The sequence below is a fragment of the Stenotrophomonas sp. FW305-C-20-S1 genome (assembly GCF_058783335.1).
The window spans coordinates 1-22,384 of record NZ_JBYTEK010000053.1 but is presented as its reverse complement, the minus strand read 5'-3'; the positions used below and the strand labels follow the sequence as shown (position 1 = coordinate 22,384).

The following is a 22,384-nucleotide window of genomic DNA, read 5'->3' as shown; positions in this document are numbered from 1 at the left end:
ATCAAACGTCTGCAAGATGGACAATCATCCTTCCTGCAGGCGCCTTCACAAGATACCTGCGCATACTTTCAAAGATCAGGGGAAGTGGCCTCAGCGCCATTCCCGTGTGCTGCGAAGTTTCCTTCGTAGCGAGCCGCCCATTATAGCCGGCTTTTCCACTTCGTCAACACCTTTTTTCAAGGCCGTCTCACCGAAGTGGACGTTGTTGCCGATGCTGCTTCGTCGTTGGCCCCGAAGGCCTTTCGTCGTTGCGAGCCGCCTATTATGCCGGACTTTTCGAGTCCGTCAACACCTTCGTTCGATGATCTCGTCCGGCGGTGGTGGCGTTGCTGTTCGCGTTGCTGGCTTCCGAAGAAGTCGCCGCGCTGCAGCAAGGGAGCGAATTCTAGAGATCCTGCAGAATTCGTCAACACATTTTTTTCAGGAGCATGACAACGCATCGGCTGCTGCATGCACAACGGGCGTGCAACGATCACGGCGGCGTTGCCCGCGCGTTGCGCGGTCAACGCCGCAGGCGCTATCTATAGTGGGATGCATACAGGAAGGAAGACGATGGACACGACGGTACGACAGGGATGGTGGCGCGATCTTTCGATGCCGGCGATCGTCGCCGGCTTCATCACCGTGCTGGTCGGCTTCGCCAGCTCGGCGGTGATCGTGTTCCAAGCCGCGCAGGCCGTGGGTGCCGACCAGGCCCACATCGCCTCGTGGATGTGGGCGCTGGGGCTGGGCATGGGCGTGACCTGCATCAGCCTGTCACTGCGCTACCGGGTGCCGGTGGTCACCGCATGGTCGACGCCTGGGGCGGCGATGCTGGTCGTCGGTGCGGGTGGCGCCTCTCTGTCCGAGGCCACCGGTGCGTTCCTGCTTGCGGCAGTGCTGGGCATGCTCGCCGGCTTCTCGGGAGTGTTCGCCCGGCTGATGAAACGCGTGCCCATGGCCCTGGCCGCCGGCATGCTGGCCGGTGTACTGCTGCGCTTCGGGCTGGACGTGTTCGTGGCGATGAACACCCAGCGCGTGCTGGCATTGGCCATGTTCGCTACGTGGCTGCTGGGCCGCCGCCTGTTCCCCCGCTATGCGGTGATCGCCACCCTGCTGGTCGGCATCGCCATCGCTGCCAGCCAGGGTCTGCTGCATGCACAACAGGTGCACCTGCAACTGGCGGTACCGCAATGGGTCACTCCCTCGCTGTCGTGGACGGCGATGGTCGGCATCGCCCTGCCCCTGTTCGTGGTCACCATGGCGTCGCAGAACATTCCCGGTGTGGCGGTGATGCGCGCCTCCGGCTACGACGCGCCGGTGTCACCGGTGATCGGCTGGATCGGCGTGGTCAACACGCTGCTGGCGCCCTTCGGTGCCTACGCATTGAACCTGGCCGCCATCACCGCGGCGATCTGCATGGGCCGTGATGCCCACGAAAACCCGGCACGGCGCTACACGGCGGCGATGGCGGCCGGCGCCTTCTATATCGTCATCGGCCTGTTCGGGGCCACCGTAGCGGCCCTGTTCGCTGCCTTTCCCAAGGAACTGGTGGCCTGTGTGGCCGGCATCGCCCTGTTCGGCACCATCGGCAACAGCCTGGCCAGCGCATTGGCAGTGGAGCGCGACCGCGAGGCCGCGCTGGTCACTTTCCTGGTGACCGCCTCGGGCATGACGCTGGCCGGTGTCGGTTCTGCGTTCTGGGGCCTGGTCGCCGGAACGATTTGCCTGTGGGTGCTGCGGCCGCGTTCGCCGGCTCAGTGATAGGTCTGCAGGAGGCCCTGGGTGATGTAACGCAGCGCGTAGATCAGGCCCAGGCAGACCACCACGGCCGAGGCGCGGGTGCCACCACGGCGAAGCAGCTCGGCGCGGATGCGGTTCGGCTGGCCGGCGTGGGTCGCCTGCACCCTCGCCAGCAGACGGCTGCAATGGCGCAGGTACAGGGCGTTGGCGAAAATGGCCAGGGCGATACGCGGGAGCAGCATGCCAAAGGCGATCTGCGGTATGCCCGCGTCGGCCAGCAGCATCAGGATCGGCAGCAGCGTGGTGACCAGGTAGAAGCCGATGGCGGCCAGGTACATCCGGCGATGCACCATCCACAGGGTGCCGAACAGGAAGGCGGGCCAGTTCCAGCGGCGGGGAGGCTTCGGCAGCGCACTGTCCACATGCCAGAAACGACGGTAGGCGGCGGCATTGGGCCCGACCACCAGCGTCAGGTAGTCGGCATCTTCCAGTGCAGTGCCTACATCGGCGTCAGCGCCGGGCGCCAGATAGGGGTTCTCGCTACCGGGCGAGGTCTGCGGATCGAGGGTGCTCATGCTGGCCATCCGTGCCAAGGGGGAAGCCCGCTATAGCGGCGCGCTGGACAGGATCTGAAGCAGAACATGACGCCCGCCCGGTGCCACGGTGACCACATCGGGTCCGGCGTTGGCCGCTTCCAGGCAGACATAGTCGCGCCAGCCGTCACCGACATCGGCCATCCTGGCGGCACCTTCGGCGCCAGGGTTCCATGCCACCAGCGAGCGGCTGCCTTCGGTACGGAGGTCGATGCGGCGCTTGAGCACCGGGTCGCGCAGCACATAGTGCCCACCGGCCTGGGTGTAGATGCGGTCGCTGCGGCCTGGGTCACGCGGATCGCGCAGCGACCAGGGGCCCTGCTGGCGGCGCGGCTGGGCGTAGTTCTCGAACTTGTCGAGGTAGTCCAGGCCGTCGACGCCGTCGACATCGACCTTGCTGGCGTCACCGACACGGAAGTAGTTGTGCAGCGCCTGGGTGATGGTGGCCGGAGCCTTGCCGGTGTTCTCGGTGACCAGCTGCTGGCGCAGTTCACGGCCGACACGGACGGTCATGGTCAGGCGCAGGCCGAGGTTGTCCAACGCCGGCGGGGCCAGGGTCAGCTCGATGCTGCCATCGTCGAGCCGGCGCACCTGCTGCAGTTCCCAGGGCAAGGTGCGCACGAAACCGTGGGCGGGCACGTCATCGCCCTGCCCCTGGCGGCCGAAGTAGGGCCAGCACACCGGGCTGCCGCCACGGATCGGCGTGGGCAGCGCGGCACGCTTGGGCGAGAGCCACATCAGATCGGGCTGGCCCTTGGGCACGAACGAGAGGAGTTGGCCGCCGAACACGCTGATCGCGGCGGTGGCCTGGGGAGTTTCCACCAGCCAGGCGTCGAGTCCCTGGAACTGGCCACTGCTGACACCCTGGATCTGTTGCACGCTGGATCGACTCCGGATGGCCGGCGACTGCACGGCACTGTAGTTGTTGGGAAGGCTGAAGCGGGTCGGCGCGGCTGGCGCCTGTGCCTGCGGTTGTGCCTGCAGCGCGCGCAGGATGCGCTGGCCGGCGCGACCGTCGGCGTCGGCCCACCCGAGCCGACGCTGCTCGACCTGGATGGCACGACGACTGGCGGTACCGATCATGCCATCGGCGGCGCCGATGTCATGGCCGCGCGCGAGCAGCAGGGTCTGCAGCTGGCGGCGCTCGTCGCGGCCAAGGCCAGGATCATCGGTTGGCCAGGCGGTGACCAGGCCGTTGCTGCCACGCAGGCGGTCGGCCAGGGTGGCGATGGCCAGCGCATAGCTCTCGGCCGCGTTGTAACTGTAGATCGCGTCGTAATTGCGGAACACCAGCAGCGCCGGGCCTTTTGTCCCGGACGGCAACAGCAGCGCGGCGCGGGCATCGGCGGGCAGGCCGGACGGTGCCAGCGCGCTGCCGTCCAGGCCGGTCACGCCCAGTGCGCGCCAGTCGGCCAGTGACCGGCGCTGGGTGCGTCCCGACTGGCTGGCGTTGAAACCGGCGGGGACACGGACTTCCATGCCCCAGGGTTCGCCGGTTCGCCAGCCGGCACGCTTCAGATAGTTGGCGGTGGAAGCCAATGCATCGGGAATGCTGCCGACCAGATCGCGGCGGCCATCGCCATCACCATCAACGGCAATGCGTGCGTAAGTGCTGGGCATGAACTGGGTGTGGCCGAAGGCACCGGCCCAGGAACCGGTCAGGCCCTGCGCCTGCAGGTCACCCTGGTCGATGAGCTTGATCAGCGCCAGCAGTTCGCCGCGGAAGAAGGGCTGCCGGCGGCCGGCACAGGACAGCGTGGCCAGCGACTGCAGCAGTGGGCGTTTGCCGAACACGCGGCCGTAGTCGCTCTCTACACCCCATACGGCGACGATGGTGACTGGATCGACGCCGTACTGCGCCGATACGCGCTGAAGCAGGTCACGGTGCTGCTGCAGCATGGCGCGACCGTCGTCCACGCGCTGGCGATCGACCAGTGCGGCCAGGTAGTCCCAGATCGGCGTGGTGAACTCCGGCTGCGCATCGAGCAGCGGCAGCACGGTAGGGTCGGGCTGCAGTCCGGCGGTGATCGCATTGAAGCGGTCAGCGGCAATGCCCTGGCTGGCAGCCGTCGCCTGCAGGCCCGCCATGCAGCGGGCAAACGCGGGATCAGCGGTTGCCGCTGCGACCGGCGGCGCGGCCGCTGGCATGGCAAGCGCGGCGGCCAGGCCGAGCGTGGTCAGAATGGGCATGGCGTCCTCCGTGTTGCCGGTGCTGCAGCCATGGTAACGCGGAGGGAGATCAAGGTTGGTCCAGATTGCCGGCCAGCGGCCGGTACTACCTGTGCCTAGGGTGAGGGGCGCAGGAGGCGCAGGCCATAGGCGGGATCGTCCGCGTTCCAGGATGCCGCTACCTCCAGCCCCGCCTGCTGCAGCAGGTGGCCGAAGCTGGCGTCGGTGTACTTGTGGCTGTACTCCACGCGGATCGGTTCGCCAGCGCTGAAGTGGAAGGTGCGGCCGTCAAGATGCACGTCCTGCTCGCGCTGGCTCACCAGATCGGTTTCGATGCGCAGGCGCGCGGTGCTGTAACGGGCCCGGTGACGGAAGCCGTCGAGATCGAAATCGCTGCCGACCTCGCGGTTGAGACGCGCCAGCAGGTTCAGGGTGAAGGCGGCGGTGACACCGTCGGCGTCGTTGTAGGCGGCTTCGATCAGTGCCGGGTCCTTGTGCAGATCGATGCCGACCAGGGCCAGGCCGTGCTTGCCCATGGTCTGGCGCATTGCGCGCAGCAGCGCGATCGCATCCTCATCGGCGAAGTTGCCCAGCGTGGAGCCCGGGAAGAACAGCAGCCGGCGCGCGGCAGGCCGCTCTGGCGCGGGGACCTGCACAGGGCGGGTGAAGTCGGCACACACCGGCAGCATTTCCACGTCCGGCAGCGCCGGAGCCAGGTGGTCGATGCTGGACAGCAACGCCGCGCGCGAGATCTCGATGGGCGTATAGGCCACCGGGTCCTGCAGGGCAGCCAGCAGGCGCGCGGTCTTGCGGCCGCTGCCGCTGCCCAGTTCGACCACGTGCACGCGCGGCCCCACCGCCTGCGCGATCTCCGGCAACACCCGGTCCAGCAGGGCCAGTTCGGTGCGTGTGGGGTAGTACTCGCGGGTGTGGGTGATCTGCTCGAACAAGCGCGAGCCGCGCGCGTCGTAGAAGTACTTGGAAGGCAGCTGCCGTGAGGCGTGCGACAACCCCGCGACGGCGTCGGCAAGGATCTGCTGGCGGCCGGGGGTAAGGTCGGTCAGCGCCTGCAGCGCATCCTGGACGGTACTCATGAAAGATCCCTTGCCAGGCGCAGGCCTGAGAACTGCCAACGCGCCGGTGGCATGAAGAAGTTGCGGTAGCTGGCCCGTACATGGCCGCGCGGCGTGGCGCAGCTGCCACCGCGCAGGACCCACTGGCCACACATGAATTTGCCGTTGTATTCGCCGAGGTTGCCGGCGAAGGGACGGAAGCCGGGATAGGCGCCATAGGCGCTGCTGGTCCATTCCCACACGTCGCCGAACAACTGGCGCAGTCCATCGCCCTGCCCTGCCATCGGGTGCAGATGGTCGTCATCGGCGAAGTGGCCTTCGACCGGCTGCGAGGCGGCGGCCGCTTCCCATTCGAATTCGGTGGGCAGGCGGGCGCCGGCCCAGCGGGCGCAGGCATCGGCTTCGTAGTAGCTGAGGTGACAGACCGGCGCATGCGGATCGAGCTCGCGCCAGCCGCCCAGGGTGAACTCGCGCAGCAGGTCGTCATCCCAGTACAGCGGATGCTGCCACTGCTCGGCCTCGCGCAGCGCCCAGCCTTCGCTCAGCCACCAGCGCGGATCGCGGTAGCCGCCGGCGTCGATGAAGGCGCGGTACTCGGCGTTGCTGAGCGGGCGTTCGGCGATGGCATGCGCAGGAAGCAGCACGCGATGCACGGGCGATTCATTGTCATAGGCGAAGGCCGTGTGCTGCGGCCAGGCGGACGCACCGATGCTGACGATGCGCTCGCCCTGTTCGACCCAACCCTGCGTGCCGAGGGCGCTGACGGCGATGGGCAGGTCTTCGCGGTACGGCGGCTGCAGCGGATTGCACCAGAAGGCGTGCTTGATGTCGGTGAGCAGCAGTTCCTGGTGTTGCTGTTCGTGCTGCAACCCCAGCTGCAGGTGCTGCAGGGCGTCGCTGCCGAGATCGCCATCGCGCAGTCCTGCCAGCACCTGCTCATCCACATGCTGGCGGTAGGCGTGGACCTGCTGCAGCGAGGGCCGCGACAGCAACCCGCGCTGAGGCCGTGCGTGGGCGGGGCCGAGACTCTTGTAGTAACTGTTGAACAGATAGTCCCAGGCCGGATCCCAGGGTGTGTAGCCGGGCTGGCTGGCCAGCACGAAGCGTTCGAAGAACCAGGTGGTGTGGGCCAGGTGCCACTTGGCCGGGCTGGCATCGGCCATGCTCTGCAGCAGGGCGTCTTCCGGGCTGAGGGGTGCGGCCAGCTGCACGCTGCGCCCCCGCACATGGGTGAAGTGGCGGGCGATGTCACGCTGCGGGGCAGCGACGGCGGCGGGTACGCTGTCCATGCCACCAGCTTCGACCGCTGCCGGTGAGCGCAATGTCATGGCCCGGTGCCGTGGTGTTCACATCAGGGCGCGCGCATTCAAGAAGGGCACCGTTGCGCCGCTAACGGCAGTGCTGCGGCCGCGTCGTGACCGCGCTGGAATTCCGTGTGTCCCATCATCCGCTTCGACAGCCTGTGCACTATCTGTTCGTGCTGCCCGCCGTGCTGGTCGCGCTGGTGCTGTGGGTGAGCCTGGAAAGCGATGATGTCGGCCGCGCCGGGCAGCGCATCCTGCCGTGGTTGCTGGCCTGCCTGGGTGCAGGGCTGGCGCTGCTGTACAACCAGGTGCGCACGCTGTGCCTGTTGCTGCTGGTGGCGCTGGCCTTCGCGGTGCTGCACCAGGACCTTGGGCACTACCTGCGCGAGGGCCGGGTGACGGCGTTGACGCCACTGCGCTTCCACGCGATCTCGACCTGGCTGCCGTTGCTGTTCGCCGTCCATGCGTTGTGGCCCGAACGTGGCCGGCGCCGCCAGGACCTGCTGCTGAGGGCCACGACCAGTGGTGTTGCGGTGGCGATCTTCATCCTGCTTGCCGCACAACAGCCACAGGGCATGCACGACCTGCTGTCGAACCGGCACTTCCCCTGGATACCGAGCGACTGGAACGCGCTGGCGCAGCTGCCTGCCGTGCTGTTCCTGCTGGCCACCGCTGCGCTGGGATGGCAGGCGTGGCGCCAGCCGCGGCCGCTGCATACGGCGATGCTGCTGGCCCTGCTGTGCCTGTGGTGGATGCTGCCGCGGATCTTCCTGCAGCCGGCACTGCTGCCGGCGCTGAGCGTAGCGGCACTGCTGCTGATGCTGGGCGCGACCCTGCAGGAGTCCTTCCACATGGCCTTCGGCGACGAGCTGACCGGCCTGCCCGGTCGCCGTGCGTTCAACGAGACCCTCAAGCGCGCCACCGGCACTTACAGCATCGCGATGATCGACGTGGATCATTTCAAGAAATTCAACGACACCCACGGCCACGACACCGGCGATGACGTGCTGAAACTGGTGGCCTCACGGTTGTCGCGGGTGGGCGACGGCGGCCGTGCGTTCCGTTATGGCGGCGAGGAATTCGCTGTGGTTTTTCTCGACCGCCCGGCATCGGCCTGCGTGGATGCGGTGGAGGCGCTGCGACAGGGCATCGAGCAGAGCCGCATGCAACTGCGCGACCGCAGCACGCGCACCCGCGACGATACGCTCGGCCAGCAGCAGCGCGGGCGCGGCGGTGGCGGTGCGGTGGTGCAGGTAACCGTCAGCATCGGCCTGGCCGACAGCCGGGTCGATCGGCGCCCTGCCGGGGTGGTCAAAGCGGCCGACCAGGCGCTGTATGCGGCCAAGGAGGAAGGCCGCAACCGCGTGTGCGCGCATGGCGGCCAGCGCGTGCTGGCCGTGCGCGGCAGCCACGCTCAGACGGCGTCGAGGTAGTACCAACGACCCTCGACCCGCAGGAAGCGGCTGTGCTCGGTCATTTTCACCGCGCTGCCGCCGCCGACGCGGTAGCGGGCGGTGAAGCGGACCTCGGCACTGTCGCTGCCGGTCACCTGGTGGTCCTGCACGGTCAGGCCCAGCCATTGGGTGCGCTGGCCGGGGGCATCATCGAGCGACAGTTCTGCCGGACGGGTGTCCGGGTGCCAGGTGGCACGCAGGTAGTCCGGCAGGTGGCGCACATAGGCGCTGTAACGCGAGCGCATCAGGCGCTCGGCATCCGGCGCGGCGTCGCCGGCATGGAAGCGACCGCAGCAGGCAGCGTAGTCGGCGGCCAGGCCACAGGGACAGGGATCGGGGGCGGTTCGGCTCATGCGGGTATTGTCGCGTGGGCGGCGGCAATGTGACAGGCGTATGCTGTCGCGCCCCCACTTCGATCGATCGCCGTGCTGGAACTGATTCCTCCTGAGTTGTGGTGGCTGGTGGTGATCGCCTTCATTGCCGGCCTGGTCGATGCGGCCGTGGGCGGCGGCGGACTGGTGCAGCTGCCCGGCCTGTTCACGGTACTGCCGCAGCAGACCCCGGCGATGCTGTTTGGCACCAACAAGTTCAGCTCGATGTTCGGCACCGGCGCAGCGGCATGGCGCTATGCGCGCAACGTGCGCTTCCCGTGGAAGCCGGTGCTGTTCGCCGCCGGTACGGCCTTCGTGTTCTCCTTCCTGGGCGCTACGGCGGTCAGCCTGTTGCCCAAGGACGCAGTGCGGCCGCTGGTGCTGGTGCTGCTGGTGGCGATGCTGGCCTACACGCTATGGAAGAAGGACTTCGGCGCGCTGCACCGGCCGCAGGACATCGGCCGCCGCGAGCTGGTGATCGCGCTGGCGATCGGTGCGGCGATCGGCTTCTACGATGGCTTCTTCGGGCCCGGCACCGGCAGCTTCCTGATCTTCCTGTTCGTGCGCTTCTTCGGGCTGGACTTCCTGCGTGCGTCGGCTGCGTCGAAGGTGGTGAACCTGGCGACGAACGTGGCAGCGATCTCGTTCTTCGTACCGACCGGCAACATCCTGTGGCTGTTCGCGCTGCCGATGGCGGCGGCCAACATCATCGGTTCGGTGGTGGGCACGCGGTTGGCGCTGAAGGGCGGCACGCCGTTCATCCGCAAACTGTTCGTGGGCCTGGTGGTGGTGCTGATCGCGCGGATGGCGTGGGATACGTTCCGCAGTGCGTAAACGCGGTTGCCGGCCAGCGGCCGGCACTACCACTATCGGGGTTCATGACCCGGTAGGTGCCAACCTTGGTTGGCACGGCGTTTCCAGAGCAGTCAGGCCTCGGCTTCTTCCGGTTCGTCGGCCTGCTGGCGGCTGCGCTCCGGCAGCTTCAGGCGCTTGCCTTCTTCGTCGTACTCGATGAGCAGCACGCCCGAATCGTGGCGGCCACTGATCTCGACGAAGCAGGCGCCACCGATGAACGGTTCCAGCGTCATCACCGATTTCAGCGGGGTGGCCACCACCATCTGGAAACCGAAGTTGTCGAAGATGTTCATCGCCAGCGCGGTGAACTCGTTGTCGGCCTTGTCGAAGGCTTCGTCGAGCACGACTGCGGCGTAGCTGGGCAGCTGGCTGTCGGCGCCGCCGAGCTGGTAGCGCAGCGCCGCCGCCAGGCAGGTGGTGGCCAGCTTCTGCCGCTGGCCACCGGATTTGCCGGCGCCGCTGCGGTAGATCTCGACCTGCTGGCGCGTTTCCACATCCAGCTCCACGCCGATGAACTCCACGTGCAGGCGCACGTCCAGCACCACTTCGCGCCAGCGCTTGTCTTCGCCTTCCTGCGAGCCGAGGCGGTTGACCAGCTGGCGCAGTACGGTGAACTGCGTTTCCGCCAGGTCGCGCTGCTCGGTCTGCTGCTGCGACAACACCTCGCGCAGCTGCTGGTGGAACTCCTGCACTTCCGGCAGGCGCCGGTCGTTCAGTTCGATGGTCAGCAGGGTGCCACGGTTGAAGGGCACCTGCTCCAGGCTGGCGTTGACTTCGTCCAGGCGCTGGCCGATCGACTTGCGGGCCTCGGCGCTGTGACGCTGCAGCGCGAGCAGGTTGTTCTTGCTCTGGTTCTGCAGCAGGTCGAAGAAGCGTTCTTCGTGCTGCGGCAGGCCATCGCGTTCAAGGCGTTCGAGGCGAGCGAGGAAATCCTCGGCCGAGGCCACCGACACGGTGAAGTCGCCCGATTCTTCCGGCCACTGCTGGATGAAGCGGCGGAAGCAGCCCAGCAGCAGGTTCTCGATGCGGTTGACGTCCTGCTGCGAAGACGAGAGCTGTTCGTTCAGCGCGTTGCTGACCTGGCGCATGTGCGCTTCCAGCGTTTCCAGGCTGAGCGGGCCCTGCTCCTGCAGGCGCTCGGCCAAACCGGCTTCCTGGTCTTCGGCCAGCGCTGGCAGGACCAGTGCACGGCTCTGCTGGCGGGCACGGTCCAGGCGGTCGCGTTCGCGCACCAGCTGGCCGCGCTCGACGCGGGTGTCTTCGTAAGTGCGGCGGGCCTGCTCGATATCGGCGCGGGTGGCGTCGATCTGCTGGGCGATCCTGGCCAGGTCGGCATTGCCTTCGCGCAGGGCGTGCAGGCTGGCCTCGATGTCGGCCAGGCGCTGCTGCGGCGCGGCGACGTCGATTTCGTTCCAGCTGATGCCCACCAGCTGATGGCAGGCCAGGCGACGTTCGTTGTCGCGGTCACGCTGGCTGCGCAGGCGCGCGATGTCGGTATCGCAGCTGGCGATACGGGCGGCCAGCTCCTGGGCTTCCTTCTCGAAGACGGCCAGCTTGTCGCGGTTGCTGAAGCCCAGCAGCCAGCGGCGGCGATCATTGACCGCACTGCGGTCGTCCTTCTCGAAGCGATCGCCCGGATGCTTGACCTGGCCTTCGCGGGTGATGCCGCGGTCGACGTTGCGCAGCTGCTTGGCGTCCACGCATTCGTAGTCGAAGCGCTTGCCCAGCTCGCGGCGCAGCCAGCTTTCGAACACGTGATCGCGCAGTTCCAGCTTGTGCAGCAGCGACTTGGCGGACGGTTCGCGGGCGAACGCATCATCATTGCGACGCACGCGGTAGTAGGTGAAGCGCATCCCCAGGTGGGTGCGGTTCACCCACTCGGCGACGTCGTTGTAGTGCTTGTCATCGACCAGCAGCGATTGCGCGAAACCACCGAGCACGCGCTCGATCGCGCCCTGCCAGCTCTGCTCTTCCGAGCGGACCTGGATCAGTTCGCCGACGAACGGCAGGGCCGCTTCGGAGATGCCGGTTTCTTCGGCCAGGCGTGCGCGCAGCTTCTGCATCGGCGCAGGAATGCTGGAGGGTGTGCGCTGCATCGCCTCCAGTTCGCCACGCACTTCGGAGAAGCGCCGCTCGTCGTCGCGCTTGCCGCCCAGCCGTTCGCTGATGGCATCGTCCAGGGCACTCGACGCGCGCTGACGGTCTTCAAGTTCGGACTGCGCCTGCTCAAGCAGCTCGGCGAAGCCATGTGCATCCTCGGGCAGCGCGGCCTGCAGCTTCTGTGCGGCGTCACGTGCCTGTGCCTGCTTGGCCAGGCGGCGATCACGTTCGGCTTCGGCGCGGCCCTGCTCGCGTTCCAGTTCCTCGATGCGCTCACCACCCTGCTGGCGGCGCTGCAGTTCCAGCTCGGCCAGGCGCTCGGTGTGGTTGTCCAGCGCCGCGCGACGCTGCGCTTCTTCGCCCAGCAGGCCACGATCGCGCGTGTCCATCTCGCGCAGGCGTGCTTCGATCAGCAACTGGCGGCGGCTTTCGCGGAAGCTGTCGATGCCGAGCTTGAGCGCTTCGTCGTTGCCGCGACGGCGACTCATCGCCTGCAGATCGCCATAGTGCTCGCGCGCCGGCTGCAGGGTTTCGACCTGGCGCCGCGCGGTGACCACGGCCTGGTGCGCGCCATCGAGTTCGGCGAAATCGCTGACCAGTCGTTCGGCAGCGTCGAAGGTCTTCGGCGTGTCGAGCATGAAGTCGCGCAGGAAGACGTTCAGGTCACCCAGGTTCTTCGCCGACTGCGTCTTGTGCAGCAGCCGCAGCGCCATCTCGTTGTCGATGCCGAGCAGGTGGCGGAAGCGTTCGGCATAGCCGGAGAACGTGTCGAAGTGATGGACGTCGGCCAACTTCTGCTTGAGCTTGCGCAGGTCCAGATCGAAGCCGCCCAGATCCTTGGCGATGTCGAACGGACGCTCGGCGATCATGTAGTGCTTGCGCACGTCACCGGCGGAGGTGCTGCTGCCGGCGATCCAGAGCAGGCGTACCAGGCTGACCACGCGGCCATCGCCGGCGCGGTACTCCAGCACCAGCGCGGTCCAGGTCGCGCCCTTGCGCAGGTACTGGGTGGCGATTTCACCGGTGCCACTGTCCTGCTGGTCGGCCCACGCGCCGCGCACGTAGGACACCAGGTTGCGGTCGCGGCCGCTGCGTTCGGCTTCACGCGCTGCGGCGTTGAAGTCGACGATGGCCGGTGGCGTCAGCAGGGCGGACATGGCATCGAGCAGGGTCGACTTGCCCGAACCGGAGCGGCCGACGAACAGGAAGCCGCGCTCGGCGATCGGCACTTCGGTCAGGCCGTTGAAGGTGCCCCAGTTGTGCACCTGCAGGCGGCGCATGCGGAACTGCTGCAGGCGCGGGTCCGGCAGGCCTTCGTTGAACAGGGCGGGAGTGTGCTTGGAAATGGCCATGCGGTGCTCGGGTCTCTCAGGCTTCAGCGGCCGGGGTTTCGCGCAGCTGGCGGTAAACCGCCGACAGCTGGGATACGTCTTCGGCGGAGAACAGCAGCTTCAACGCCGGCGAGACTTCGTGGCGGTCTTCCTGGCCGCCGAGGCGGGTCAGGATGTGGTTGTCCTTCATCTTCTGCACCGCCGAGGCGACACGGCGATTGAAGCCGGCGCGGTCGGTGGACAGGTTCTTTTCGTAGATGGCCAGTGCTTCGGCCATTTCAGCATCGGCGACCACGGCGCGGTTGCCACGCGCATCGGCTTCGCCCAGCTGCTGGCGCAGGTACAGCAACAGCACCGAATCGATGAAGGTCAGCGGCGAGGTGCGCAGCAGTACCGGTGCATCGACATCTTCGGTGTCGGCCTGGCGGGTGAACGCCACGCCACTGTCACGGTCGAGCACCAGTTCCAGGAACAGGTCCGACAGCGCCGAACGGATACCGGCTTCGCTGCGGATCAGTGCCGGCCACAGCTTGGCGTGACGCAGCTGGTCGATGCTGGGGCCGATCAGCAGCTGGCACAGCGCGCGGCGCGCATCCAGCGGCAGGCGGCCGGTATCGCCCATGTAGTAGACGTCGTTGCCGCGCCGGGGCTGGGCCACGGTCGCCACCGGTTCGGCCTGGTAAGCGTCTTCGGCCAGGTCGGCATGCGGTGCGTCGATGGGGTCTTCATGCCAGCTCATGGCGTCTCTCCTGGGTAAACCAAACCAGCGGGATGCGGGCACGACGGATCTGTCCGTCGCCACCTCGCCATTCGGCAAGCTCCTGTTCGCCGGCGATCACGCTGCCAAAGCGCGTGCCCAGCGAGAGGTAGCCGATGACACTGCCCAGCCCCTGCGGCGCTTCGCGCTGCGACAGGGCCTGGGCAATGCTGAGTTTCGGCTGCCTGTCGAGCAGGTCGTGCAGGTCGCGGCGCAGGGTGCGGAAATCGATTTCCGACGACGCCACCAGATCGCCCACGCTTTCCAGGCTGATGCTGGCCGCATCGTTGTATTCGACGTTGCCATCGACCTGCGCGCTGCGCGGGTCGTGCAGCTTCCACTGCGACCACGAACGCAGGCGGCTGGTGGTCAGCTGCAGGTCGCGGCCAATGGCGCGCTGCGCCGGGAAGTCATCGCGCAGTGCCAGTGCTTCGGACTGCGCCTGCTTCAACAGCTGGTTGAGGCGGCGCTGTTCCAGGTAGCCACGGCTCTGCACAAAACCACGCAGGCTGCGCGCGAAGTTCTGCAGCACGTCATGCACCTGGCCACCACGCTCGAGCATGGTGCTGGTGAAACCGCGCAGGAAGTTGCGCTCGTTGCGATCCAGCCGCCGGGCGAAGCCACGGGCCAGCAGCGTCTCCAGCGCGGCATCGAGCTGGGCGCTCTGTTCGGCGTCGTTGAGCAGGCGCCAGAACGCCTGGAAACTACGCCCCGCGTCGCTCTCGCCGATCACGTCCACGCCTTCGAACAGCTTGGACAACACGTCGCCGCGCTCGCCTTCGTCATCGATGATGCGTTCGCGGAAATCACGGTTGAGCTGTTCGAAGTCGTCGCGCACGCGGCGGAAGTCTTCGGTCAGCTCGTCGGCCAGGCCGATGATCTGGCGCGTACGTTCCAGCGCGCGTTTGCCGTCCAGGGCCGTCACACGGCCAGCGCTGACACGGGCGATCTCGGCATCGATGCGGTCGCGCTCGTCGCGCAATGCGGACAAGCGCGCGTCCGGGTCGGCCTCGGTCTGCGCGGCCAGCTGCGACAGCTGCTCGATCACCAGTGCCAGACGGCTCTCGGTGGCGGCCACGCGGGCCTGCTCCATGCTGTCGGCGAAGCGGATCGCCTGCAGCGCCTGGGTCGAGAGCTCGTACTGCTCCTGGTCGGCGCCTTCAGGCAGCCGGCGTTCCAGCCAGCCCTGCGCGAGCCAATGGGCGACGTAGGCCTGCGCGGTCCGCGGCAGCTCGCGCGACAACTCGTCGCCGTTGAGCTGGTCCAGCGCACGCTGCAGGCGCTCGTTGAGGACCGATGCCGGCAACGTGCGATCGCCGTCCATCAGCAGGCCCTGCAGCAGGCCGATGATTTCCGGTGCGTGGTCGGCGGCGAGCAGCTTCCATTGCGGCTGTTCGCGCAGGTGGCGATAACGGGTGATGCGTTCGCGGTGCTTCATGCAGCGAGATCGGTCGGAAGGGCGCGGCGGCCAGCGCGCGCGCGAAGGCGCGGCGCAGGCACGGCGAAAGCGGCGGCCACGCGCGGCCGCCACCGGGAGGCGACGGCGCTCAGCGCTTGCCGCCCACTTCGATGAAGCGCAGGAACTCGGCGCGGGTGCGGGCGTCCTCGCGGAAGCTGCCCAGCATCTTCGAGGTGACCATGCTGACGCCGCGCTTGTGGATGCCGCGGGTGGTCATGCACTCATGGGCGCCTTCGACAACGACGCCGACACCGACCGGCTGCAGCACGTCCTGGATGCACTGGGCGATCTGCGCGGTCATCTTTTCCTGCACCTGGAAGCGGCGGGCGTAGGCTTCGACCACGCGTGCCAGCTTGCTGATGCCCACCACCTTGCCGGCCGGCAGGTAGCCGACGTGCACGCGGCCGATGATCGGCGCCATGTGGTGCTCGCAGTGGCTTTCGTATTCGATGTCGCGCAGGACGATCAGTTCGTCGTAGCCGGCCACTTCCTCGAAGGTGCGTTCCATGTAGGCGCGCGGGTCGTCGCGGTAGCCGCTGAACCAGTCGCCATAGGCTTCGGCCACGCGGCGCGGGGTATCCAGCAGGCCTTCGCGGGTCGGGTCCTCACCGGCCCAACGCAGCAGGGTGCGCACGGCATCCTCGGCCTGGACCTGGGTCACTTCGCCCTGCGGGGCGGCCTTTTCGTTGTTCTTGCTCATTGCATACAGCGCCCGAACGGGGGGCGAGCATCGTACCCGACCGGGGGGTGGGTCGTCCTCTGGGGACGGTTCATCGGGGGATCCCCTGCGGCGCCTCAAGGCTGCTGGGCGAGAGGTGGAGGGGCAGGCAGGGCAGGACACGCCGCAAGTACGTCCTTGTAGGCTCGGCCACGGCATCCATGCCGTGGACGGTCCTGCCCTGCCTGCCCCTCCGCCTCTCCGACGGTTTCCTGCGGGCGCGGCCGGTCCGCCCGAAAGCGGGGTCAAAAGCTGGGGTCCATGGCTTCGGAGAGTGCTCTGGTAGCGCCGGGCCATGCCCGGCGAGCGGAGCGGTGCCACCAGGAGCCGCCGGGCATGGCCCGGCGCTAGCGCTCTTGTTCTTGAAGCGCCAACCCTCCGCGCCTGCGGGATGTGGGGTGGGTGGCGGAGGGCCGGGCGGGGTAGGACCGTGAGGCGCATGGATGCGCCGATCGAGCTTACAGGGACGTACTTGCAGCGTGTCCTACCCCGCCCGGCCCTCCGCCACCCCAGCCGATAGCCAGCAGGCGCAACGCTTTCCTCAATACACCTCACCCATTCAGCAAAACCTATTGATAGGAATGAAATTAGTAGTATCCTATCTATTACTTATGGACCGACCCCTCGACGAGCGCACCGTGCTGCAGATGCAGCTCAGCTCCGGCCTGCTGTACGCAGGGCGGCAGTGGCAGCGCCTGGCCGACAGCCGGTTGGGCAGCTACGGCATCTCCACCGCCTGCACCATGCCCCTGCTGATGATCGGCCGCTCCGGCGGTGGCATCCGCCAAGTCGCGCTGGCGCAGCAGCTGGGCATGGAAGGCCCTTCCCTGGTGCGCCTGCTGGACAAGCTCTGCGCCAGTGGGCTGGTCCGCCGCGAATGCGATGCCAGCGACCGCCGCGCCAACCTGCTGTGGCTGACCGAGGAAGGCCAGGCATTGGTGCGCGAACTGGAAGACCAGTTGATCGGCCTGCGCCAGGACGTGTTCGGCGAGCTTTCCATGGATGAACTGCATGCCGTGCTGAAGGCATGGCGCCTGCTGGCCGAGGCTGCCGACCGCATCACGTAAGCCCGTTGTCGGTGAATACCGCCGCTGCCGTGCATGCGCCAGCGGCTTTTGCCCGTTGCCGTTGTCCTGTTCCACCTCCCCCTTCCCCTACCGTCCCCGCCCCTACCGATGCCCGGTGAATTCAGTCTCCACGGAGTGTTCGTCCCGACCCTGCTCGGGTTGATGGTGTTGGCCTACCTGGTCAACAGCGGCCTGCACGCGCTGCTGCAGCGTGCCGGTGCCTATCGCCACGTATGGCACCCGGCGCTGTTCAACCTGGCCTTGTACGGGATCGTGCTGGGCCTGCTGTTCCACCTCCTGCGTTGGATGCAATCGTGAACAAGATCGTGAAGAAGACCCTGCCGGTGCTGCTTACCTGCGCAGCCGTGATCGTCGCCCTGCTGGTGCTGCGCCAGCTGTGGGTCTACTACATGGATGAGCCGTGGACCCGCGACGCCCACGTCGGCGCCGACGTGGTGCAGGTGGCGCCGGATGTGTCCGGCCTGGTCGAAACGGTGCAGGTAGCCGACAACCAGGCAGTGAAAAAGGGCGACCTGCTGTTCGTGATCGATCGCGCGCGCTACCGCATCGCGCTGGAGCAGAGCCGCGCCAGCCTGGCCGAACGCCAGGCATCGGTCGCGCAGCTGCGCCGTGAGATCGGACGCGACCGCAGCCTGCAGGATCTGGTGGCCGCCGAGGACGCCGAAGTGCGCCGGGCCAAGCTGCAGGCCGCACAGGCCGCATTGGCCACCGCACAAGCCGCGGTCGACCTGGCCGAACTCAACCTGGCCCGCACCGAAGTGCGTGCACCGGCCAATGGCCGGGTCAACGACCGCACCATGCGCGTGGGCGACTACGTGGTGGCCGGCAAGCCGGTGCTGGCGCTGCTGGATACCGGTTCGTTCCGCATCGATGGCTACTTCGAGGAAACCCGCCTGCGCGGCGTGGCCCCGGGGCAGCGCGTGGACATCCGCCTGATGGGCGAGGACACCCCTCTGCACGGCCATGTCGAGAGCATCGCCGCCGGCATCGAGGATCGCTACCGCAGCAATGGCAGCACGCTGCTGCCGAACGTGACCCCGGCCTTCGACTGGGTGCGGCTGGCGCAGCGCATCCCGGTGCGCATCGCCATCGACGAGGTGCCTGCCGGCGTGGAGCTGATCGCCGGGCGCACCGCCACGGTGACCGTGGATACCGGCCGCCACGTGCAGAACAAGAAGGCCGGCGCTGCGCCGACACAGGCGGGCCTGTGAACGCCGCCCTGCCCCGCCTTGGCCTGATCGTCGCGCTGGCCAGCCTGGCTGCGTGCAGAACCGTCGGCCCGGATTACGCATTGCCCGAGGGCTCGGCGTTCAAGCGGCCGCAAGCGAATGCCGCGTTCATCGAGACCCACAACCCCGAAGTGGCTGCCAACCAGGCACTGCCGGCACGCTGGTGGTCGCTGTACAACGACCCGGTGCTGGATGGGCTGATCACCCAGGCGCTGCGCGACAATGTCGAACTGAAGGCTGCCGACGCGCATCTGCGCCGCGCTGCTGCGGTGTACGAGCAGGCGATGGACGCCGGTGGCTTCGAGTACGAGGCCGAAGCCGGCGTCAGCCGCGCACAGTTGTCGGCCGAGTCGTTCCTGCAGGAGCACGAGCTGCCGGTGATCAACCTGGCCGACGGCAAGTTCGCGGTGAGCTACCAGTTCGACCTGTTCGGCAAGCTCAAGCGCGGTGCCGAAGCAGCCCGCGCCGACGAACAGTCGGTGGCCGCTGCACGTGACCTGGCCCAGGTGAGCGTGGTGGCCGAGGTGGCAGACAGCTACCTGGAGATCTGCCACGCCAACCATGAGCTGCATGTCGCCGAGCATTCCCTGCAGCTGCAGCAGCGCAGCCGTTCGGTCACCCAGCGGTTGATCAGCGCGGGTCGCGGCACGCCGCCGGAACTGGCGCGCGCCAATGCCCAGGTCGCGCTGCTGGAAGCCGCATTGCCCCCGCTGCAGGCGCAGCGTTCGGCCGCCGCCTATTCGCTGGCGGCACTGCTTGGGCAGACCCCGGGCCAGCTGCCGGCCGGGGTGATCGACTGCGCGCACGCACCCACCCTTGCCCAGCCGCTGCCGGTCGGTGATGGCCGCGCGCTGCTGCAGCGCCGTCCCGACATCCGCCAGGCCGAACGCAAGCTGGCCTCGGCCACCGCGCGGATTGGTGTCGCCACTGCCGAGCTGTACCCGGACATCCGCCTGGGCGCTTCGGTCGGCGCCGCCGGCCTGCTGGAAGACTTCGGCCAGCCGATGACCCAGCAGTGGTCGTTCGGCCCGCTGATCTCATGGACGCTGCCGTCCTCGGGCACGCATGCACGCATCCACGCCGCCGAGGCTGGCGCCGATGCCGCGCTGGCCGAGTTCGACCATGCCGTGCTGCAGGCACTGCGCGAAACACAGACCGCACTGGACCGCTATGCGCAGGATCTGCGCCGCCTGCAGTCGTTGCGCGTGGCGCAGGAGCAGGCTGCGATGGCCGCAGAGCAGAACCGCCGGCTGTACCAGGGCGGCCGCACGCCGTACCTGTCCAGCCTGGATGCCGACCGCAGCCTGGCCAGCAGCGATGCCACCCTGGCCGCGGCCGAAGCCCAGGTCTCGCGCGACCAGATCCACCTGTTCCTGGTACTGGGCGGTGGCTGGCAGGACAGTGCCGCGTCTGCGTCTGCGGCTGCGCCGACGGCGGCGAGGTAAGCGATGAACGGGCTGACCGATCGCCAGGCCTGGCTGTTCTCGATCAAGACCTACCTGGCAGCGATCGTCGCGCTGTATATCGCCATGGCCGGCAACCTGTCGCGCCCGTACTGGGCGATGGGCACGGTGTACATCGTCAGCCAGCCGCTGCTGGGCCCGACCCGGGCCAAGGGCGTGTACCGCATCCTCGGCACCCTGGCCGCCGGCCTGGCCACCCTGCTGATGTTGCCCGCCCTGGTGGAAACACCGCTGGTGCTGAGCGCGGCGATGTCGATCTGGCTGGCCGGCTGCCTGTTCCTGGCCCTGCTCAACCGTGGCCCACGTGGCTACGCGTTCCTGCTGGCCGGCTACACCACTGCATTCATCGGTTTCCCGGCCGTGACCTCGCCGGAGACCATCTTCGACACCGTGGTGGCGCGCAGCGAGGAGATCATCCTCGGTACGGTGGTAGCGGTGCTGTTCGCCTCGCTGCTGTTCCCGGCCTCGGTGCGGCCGATGCTGGGCGCGCGCATCGGCAACTGGATGGAGGACGCGGCGCAGTGGTGCCGGCAGATCCTCGAGCGCGGCCGCGCGCATGCCCCACGCAACCGGCTGGCCGCCGACCTGGTGCAGTTCGAGGCGCTGATCGAGTTCCTGCGCCGCGATGACCCACGCCATGCCGGCGCGGCCGTATCGATGGAGCGCCTGCGCGAACGCATGCTGTTGCTGCTGCCGGTGCTGTCATCGATCGCCGACCGCCTGAGTGCGCTGCGCAGCGATGGACAGACCCTGCCCGAGGGCTTGCCGACGCTGGTCGATGACATCCACGACTGGATCGATACGCCATCCAGTGCCAGCGACTACGCGCGCCTGCGCGCACGCATCAGTGCGCTGAAGCCACAGGTGGACCGCGATCTGCAGCACCTGCAGCTGGCCAGCCTGCTGCTGCGCCTGGAGGAGCTGGTGGACCTGTGGCAGGACTGCCGCACCCTGCAGCACGCGATCGACCAGGGCACCGCGCCGCTGGACCGTGCGCACTACCGCATCCGCACCGAACGCGCCGCCACCGACAAGCACGTCGACTACGGCATGGCACTGTTCTCCGCGCTCAGCGCCGGCGTGGCGCTGATGAGCTACTGCGTGCTGTGGATCGGCCTGGGCTGGGAGGGCGGTGGCAACGGCGCGATGATGGCCGCGGTGACCGCCGCGTTCTTCGCGGCACAGGACGACCCGGCGCCGAGCATGGTCTCGTTCCTGGTGTGGGCGATGGTGGCTTCGCTGGTCGCCGGCGTGTACCTGTTCGGCGTGTTCCCCGCCGTGCACGACTTCGGCCTGCTGGCGCTGGTGCTGGCGGTGGTGTTCCTGCCGTTGGGCCTGCTGCTGCACCACCCGAAGAGCGCGCTGTTCGCGCTGCCGCTGACGGTCAACCTGGCCGCGCTGCTCAGCCTGCAGAACACCTACAGTGCCAACGTGCAGACCTTCGCCAACTCGTCGATCGCGATGTTCATCGGCATTGGCTTTGCGGTGGTGATGACCCGGCTGTTCCGCTCGGTGGGTGCCGAATGGACCGCGCGCCGGCTGGTACGACAGGGCTGGACCACCCTGGCCGAAGCGGCCGAAGGCCGTGGCCAGCAGGATCGCCAGCGCTTCGCCGCGCGCATGCTGGATCTGCTCGGCCTGCTGGCACCGCGCCTGGCGGCGACTCCGGAAGGCAGCGACATCGCCTCGGTGGACATGCTCAACGAGGCGCGCATCGGCCTGAACATCCTGCAGCTGCGCCGCGCCCGCCTGGAGCTGCCGGAGCGCAGCCGCGAGGCGGTCGAGCACATCCTGGAGGAAGTGGCCGTGCACTATCGCCGGCAGATCGCCGCGCGCAAGCCGATTGTGGCAGCCGAGGCGCTGCGCGAGCGGCTGGACACCTCGTTGGGCCGGGTCGGCAGCGTGGCCGCCTGCAAGGCGCGCGACGAGGCGCTGATGGGCCTGGTCGGCCTGCGGTTTGCGCTGTTCCCGGAAGCGAAGGCGTTGGCGCCGGGATTGGCGGACGCCGCAGCGCCGTCCGTCTGATGCGATCCACCGGGCATGGCCCGGCGCTACCATCGTCATCCGGTAGCGCCGGGCCATGCCCGGCGTCCTTACGCCACGGCAACAGGACGGTTCAATGAGTTACGACATGATGGTGTTCGAGGCCAGCGTCGCCCCGCGTGAAGCGGCAGCGTTCATCGCCTGGTTCGAGAAGCAGGCGCAGTGGGGCGAGAGCCACGAGTACGACGACCCGGCGGTCAGCAGCCCGGCGCTGCAGGCATGGTTCGCGGAGATGGCTCAGGAGTTTCCGCCGATGAACGGCCCGCTGAGCAATGAGGAGGATGATCGCGCCGAGGTGACCGAGTACAGCATCGGCCGCCATGTGATCTATGGCGCGTTCGCGTACTCGGTGGCAGAGCGCGCGCATGGGCGGGTGCAGGACCTGGCCGAGAAGCACGGCGTGGGGTTCTTCGATGTCAGTGCGGATGAAGCGGCGATCGTGTATCCGGATGGGTTGGTGTTGATGCCGGAATAGCTTTGGCGGCAGGGCTGCGCCCTGCACCCGCCGAATCAACGTCAGCGGCAACGTCAACATCAAATGCGTGCTCTCCGTGGGTTGGCGGGGTGGGTCCGGTTGAGGGGGACGCTGCAAGTACGTCCATGTAAGCTCGGTCGCGCCATCCATGGCGCTCACGCCCCCGCAACCGGACCCACC

At 67.9% G+C, this 22,384-nt stretch carries 18 protein-coding genes; 9 read left to right on the top strand and 9 right to left on the bottom strand.

Annotated features, from left to right (window positions below):
- Positions 1-552: 552 nt before the first annotated feature.
- Positions 553-1,743: a benzoate/H(+) symporter BenE family transporter gene (locus AC3WTC_RS19210; protein WP_080150171.1), complete on the top strand. Its 1,191-nt coding sequence runs from the start codon at positions 553-555 to the stop codon at positions 1,741-1,743.
- Here the strand turns inward: AC3WTC_RS19210 and AC3WTC_RS19205 are convergent.
- The 4 genes from AC3WTC_RS19205 to egtB all read right to left on the bottom strand — a co-directional run bounded on the left by AC3WTC_RS19205 (position 1,737) and on the right by egtB (position 6,846).
- Positions 1,737-2,297 (bottom strand): DUF2628 domain-containing protein, encoded by a 561-nt coding sequence (locus AC3WTC_RS19205; protein ID WP_025875676.1) that lies wholly within the window; start codon positions 2,295-2,297, stop codon positions 1,737-1,739. The genes AC3WTC_RS19210 and AC3WTC_RS19205 overlap by 7 nt on opposite strands.
- A gap of 30 nt (positions 2,298-2,327) precedes the next feature.
- The gene (locus tag AC3WTC_RS19200) at positions 2,328-4,463 is read right to left on the bottom strand and encodes a lytic murein transglycosylase (protein WP_492712303.1); all 2,136 of its coding nucleotides are present in this window, start codon (positions 4,461-4,463) and stop codon (positions 2,328-2,330) included.
- Between the two features lie 137 nt (positions 4,464-4,600).
- Positions 4,601-5,578: an L-histidine N(alpha)-methyltransferase gene (egtD, locus tag AC3WTC_RS19195; RefSeq protein WP_080150175.1), complete on the bottom strand. Its 978-nt coding sequence runs from the start codon at positions 5,576-5,578 to the stop codon at positions 4,601-4,603.
- Positions 5,575-6,846, bottom strand: a complete 1,272-nt coding sequence (gene egtB, locus AC3WTC_RS19190) for an ergothioneine biosynthesis protein EgtB (protein ID WP_080150177.1) — start codon at positions 6,844-6,846, stop codon at positions 5,575-5,577. The genes egtD and egtB overlap by 4 nt, the downstream gene beginning before the upstream one ends.
- 146 nt (positions 6,847-6,992) lie before the next feature.
- Between egtB and AC3WTC_RS19185 the strand changes: the two genes are divergently transcribed.
- Entirely contained in the window at positions 6,993-8,294 is a 1,302-nt protein-coding gene (locus AC3WTC_RS19185; protein WP_080150439.1) for a GGDEF domain-containing protein, read from the top strand.
- On the opposite strand, the gene AC3WTC_RS19180 is transcribed toward AC3WTC_RS19185, so the two are convergent.
- Complete coding sequence (locus AC3WTC_RS19180; protein ID WP_032978546.1) at positions 8,276-8,668, bottom strand: YchJ family metal-binding protein; 393 nt, start codon at positions 8,666-8,668, stop codon at positions 8,276-8,278. The two genes, AC3WTC_RS19185 and AC3WTC_RS19180, sit on opposite strands and share 19 nt — an antisense overlap.
- Positions 8,669-8,740: 72 nt before the next feature.
- On the opposite strand from AC3WTC_RS19180, the gene AC3WTC_RS19175 reads away from it, so the two are divergent.
- On the top strand, positions 8,741-9,520 hold the full coding sequence (locus AC3WTC_RS19175; protein ID WP_025875666.1) for a sulfite exporter TauE/SafE family protein: 780 nt from the start codon (positions 8,741-8,743) through the stop codon (positions 9,518-9,520).
- 92 nt (positions 9,521-9,612) lie between these two features.
- Here the strand turns inward: AC3WTC_RS19175 and AC3WTC_RS19170 are convergent, their stop codons facing one another.
- The 4 genes from AC3WTC_RS19170 to folE form a co-directional block, all read right to left on the bottom strand.
- Complete coding sequence (locus AC3WTC_RS19170; RefSeq protein WP_080150178.1) at positions 9,613-12,993, bottom strand: ATP-binding protein; 3,381 nt, start codon at positions 12,991-12,993, stop codon at positions 9,613-9,615.
- Between the two features lie 16 nt (positions 12,994-13,009).
- Positions 13,010-13,711 (bottom strand): DUF4194 domain-containing protein, encoded by a 702-nt coding sequence (locus AC3WTC_RS19165; protein ID WP_025875661.1) that lies wholly within the window; start codon positions 13,709-13,711, stop codon positions 13,010-13,012.
- Positions 13,698-15,167: a DUF3375 domain-containing protein gene (locus AC3WTC_RS19160; protein ID WP_025875659.1), complete on the bottom strand. Its 1,470-nt coding sequence runs from the start codon at positions 15,165-15,167 to the stop codon at positions 13,698-13,700. Before AC3WTC_RS19160 ends, AC3WTC_RS19165 begins: the two co-directional genes overlap by 14 nt.
- Before the next feature lie 109 nt (positions 15,168-15,276).
- Positions 15,277-15,888, bottom strand: a complete 612-nt coding sequence (folE, locus tag AC3WTC_RS19155) for a GTP cyclohydrolase I FolE (protein WP_025875657.1) — start codon at positions 15,886-15,888, stop codon at positions 15,277-15,279.
- Between the two features lie 629 nt (positions 15,889-16,517).
- Between folE and AC3WTC_RS19150 the strand changes: the two genes are divergently transcribed.
- From AC3WTC_RS19150 to AC3WTC_RS19125, 6 genes are all read left to right on the top strand, one after another.
- On the top strand, positions 16,518-16,973 hold the full coding sequence (locus AC3WTC_RS19150; RefSeq protein WP_025875653.1) for a MarR family winged helix-turn-helix transcriptional regulator: 456 nt from the start codon (positions 16,518-16,520) through the stop codon (positions 16,971-16,973).
- A 108-nt stretch (positions 16,974-17,081) separates the two neighbouring features.
- Positions 17,082-17,291, top strand: coding sequence for a DUF1656 domain-containing protein (locus tag AC3WTC_RS19145; RefSeq protein WP_025875651.1), 210 nt, complete (start codon positions 17,082-17,084; stop codon positions 17,289-17,291).
- Positions 17,288-18,205 (top strand): efflux RND transporter periplasmic adaptor subunit, encoded by a 918-nt coding sequence (locus AC3WTC_RS19140; protein WP_025875649.1) that lies wholly within the window; start codon positions 17,288-17,290, stop codon positions 18,203-18,205. The genes AC3WTC_RS19145 and AC3WTC_RS19140 overlap by 4 nt, the downstream gene beginning before the upstream one ends.
- On the top strand, positions 18,202-19,668 hold the full coding sequence (locus AC3WTC_RS19135) for an efflux transporter outer membrane subunit (protein ID WP_492712298.1): 1,467 nt from the start codon (positions 18,202-18,204) through the stop codon (positions 19,666-19,668). Before AC3WTC_RS19140 ends, AC3WTC_RS19135 begins: the two co-directional genes overlap by 4 nt.
- Before the next feature lie 3 nt (positions 19,669-19,671).
- Positions 19,672-21,711 carry an FUSC family protein gene (locus AC3WTC_RS19130; RefSeq protein WP_099844471.1) on the top strand — a complete coding sequence of 680 codons (2,040 nt, stop codon included), beginning with the start codon at positions 19,672-19,674 and terminating at the stop codon, positions 21,709-21,711.
- A gap of 94 nt (positions 21,712-21,805) precedes the next feature.
- Positions 21,806-22,204, top strand: coding sequence for a hypothetical protein (locus AC3WTC_RS19125; protein ID WP_140228090.1), 399 nt, complete (start codon positions 21,806-21,808; stop codon positions 22,202-22,204).
- Positions 22,205-22,384: the final 180 nt, after the last annotated feature.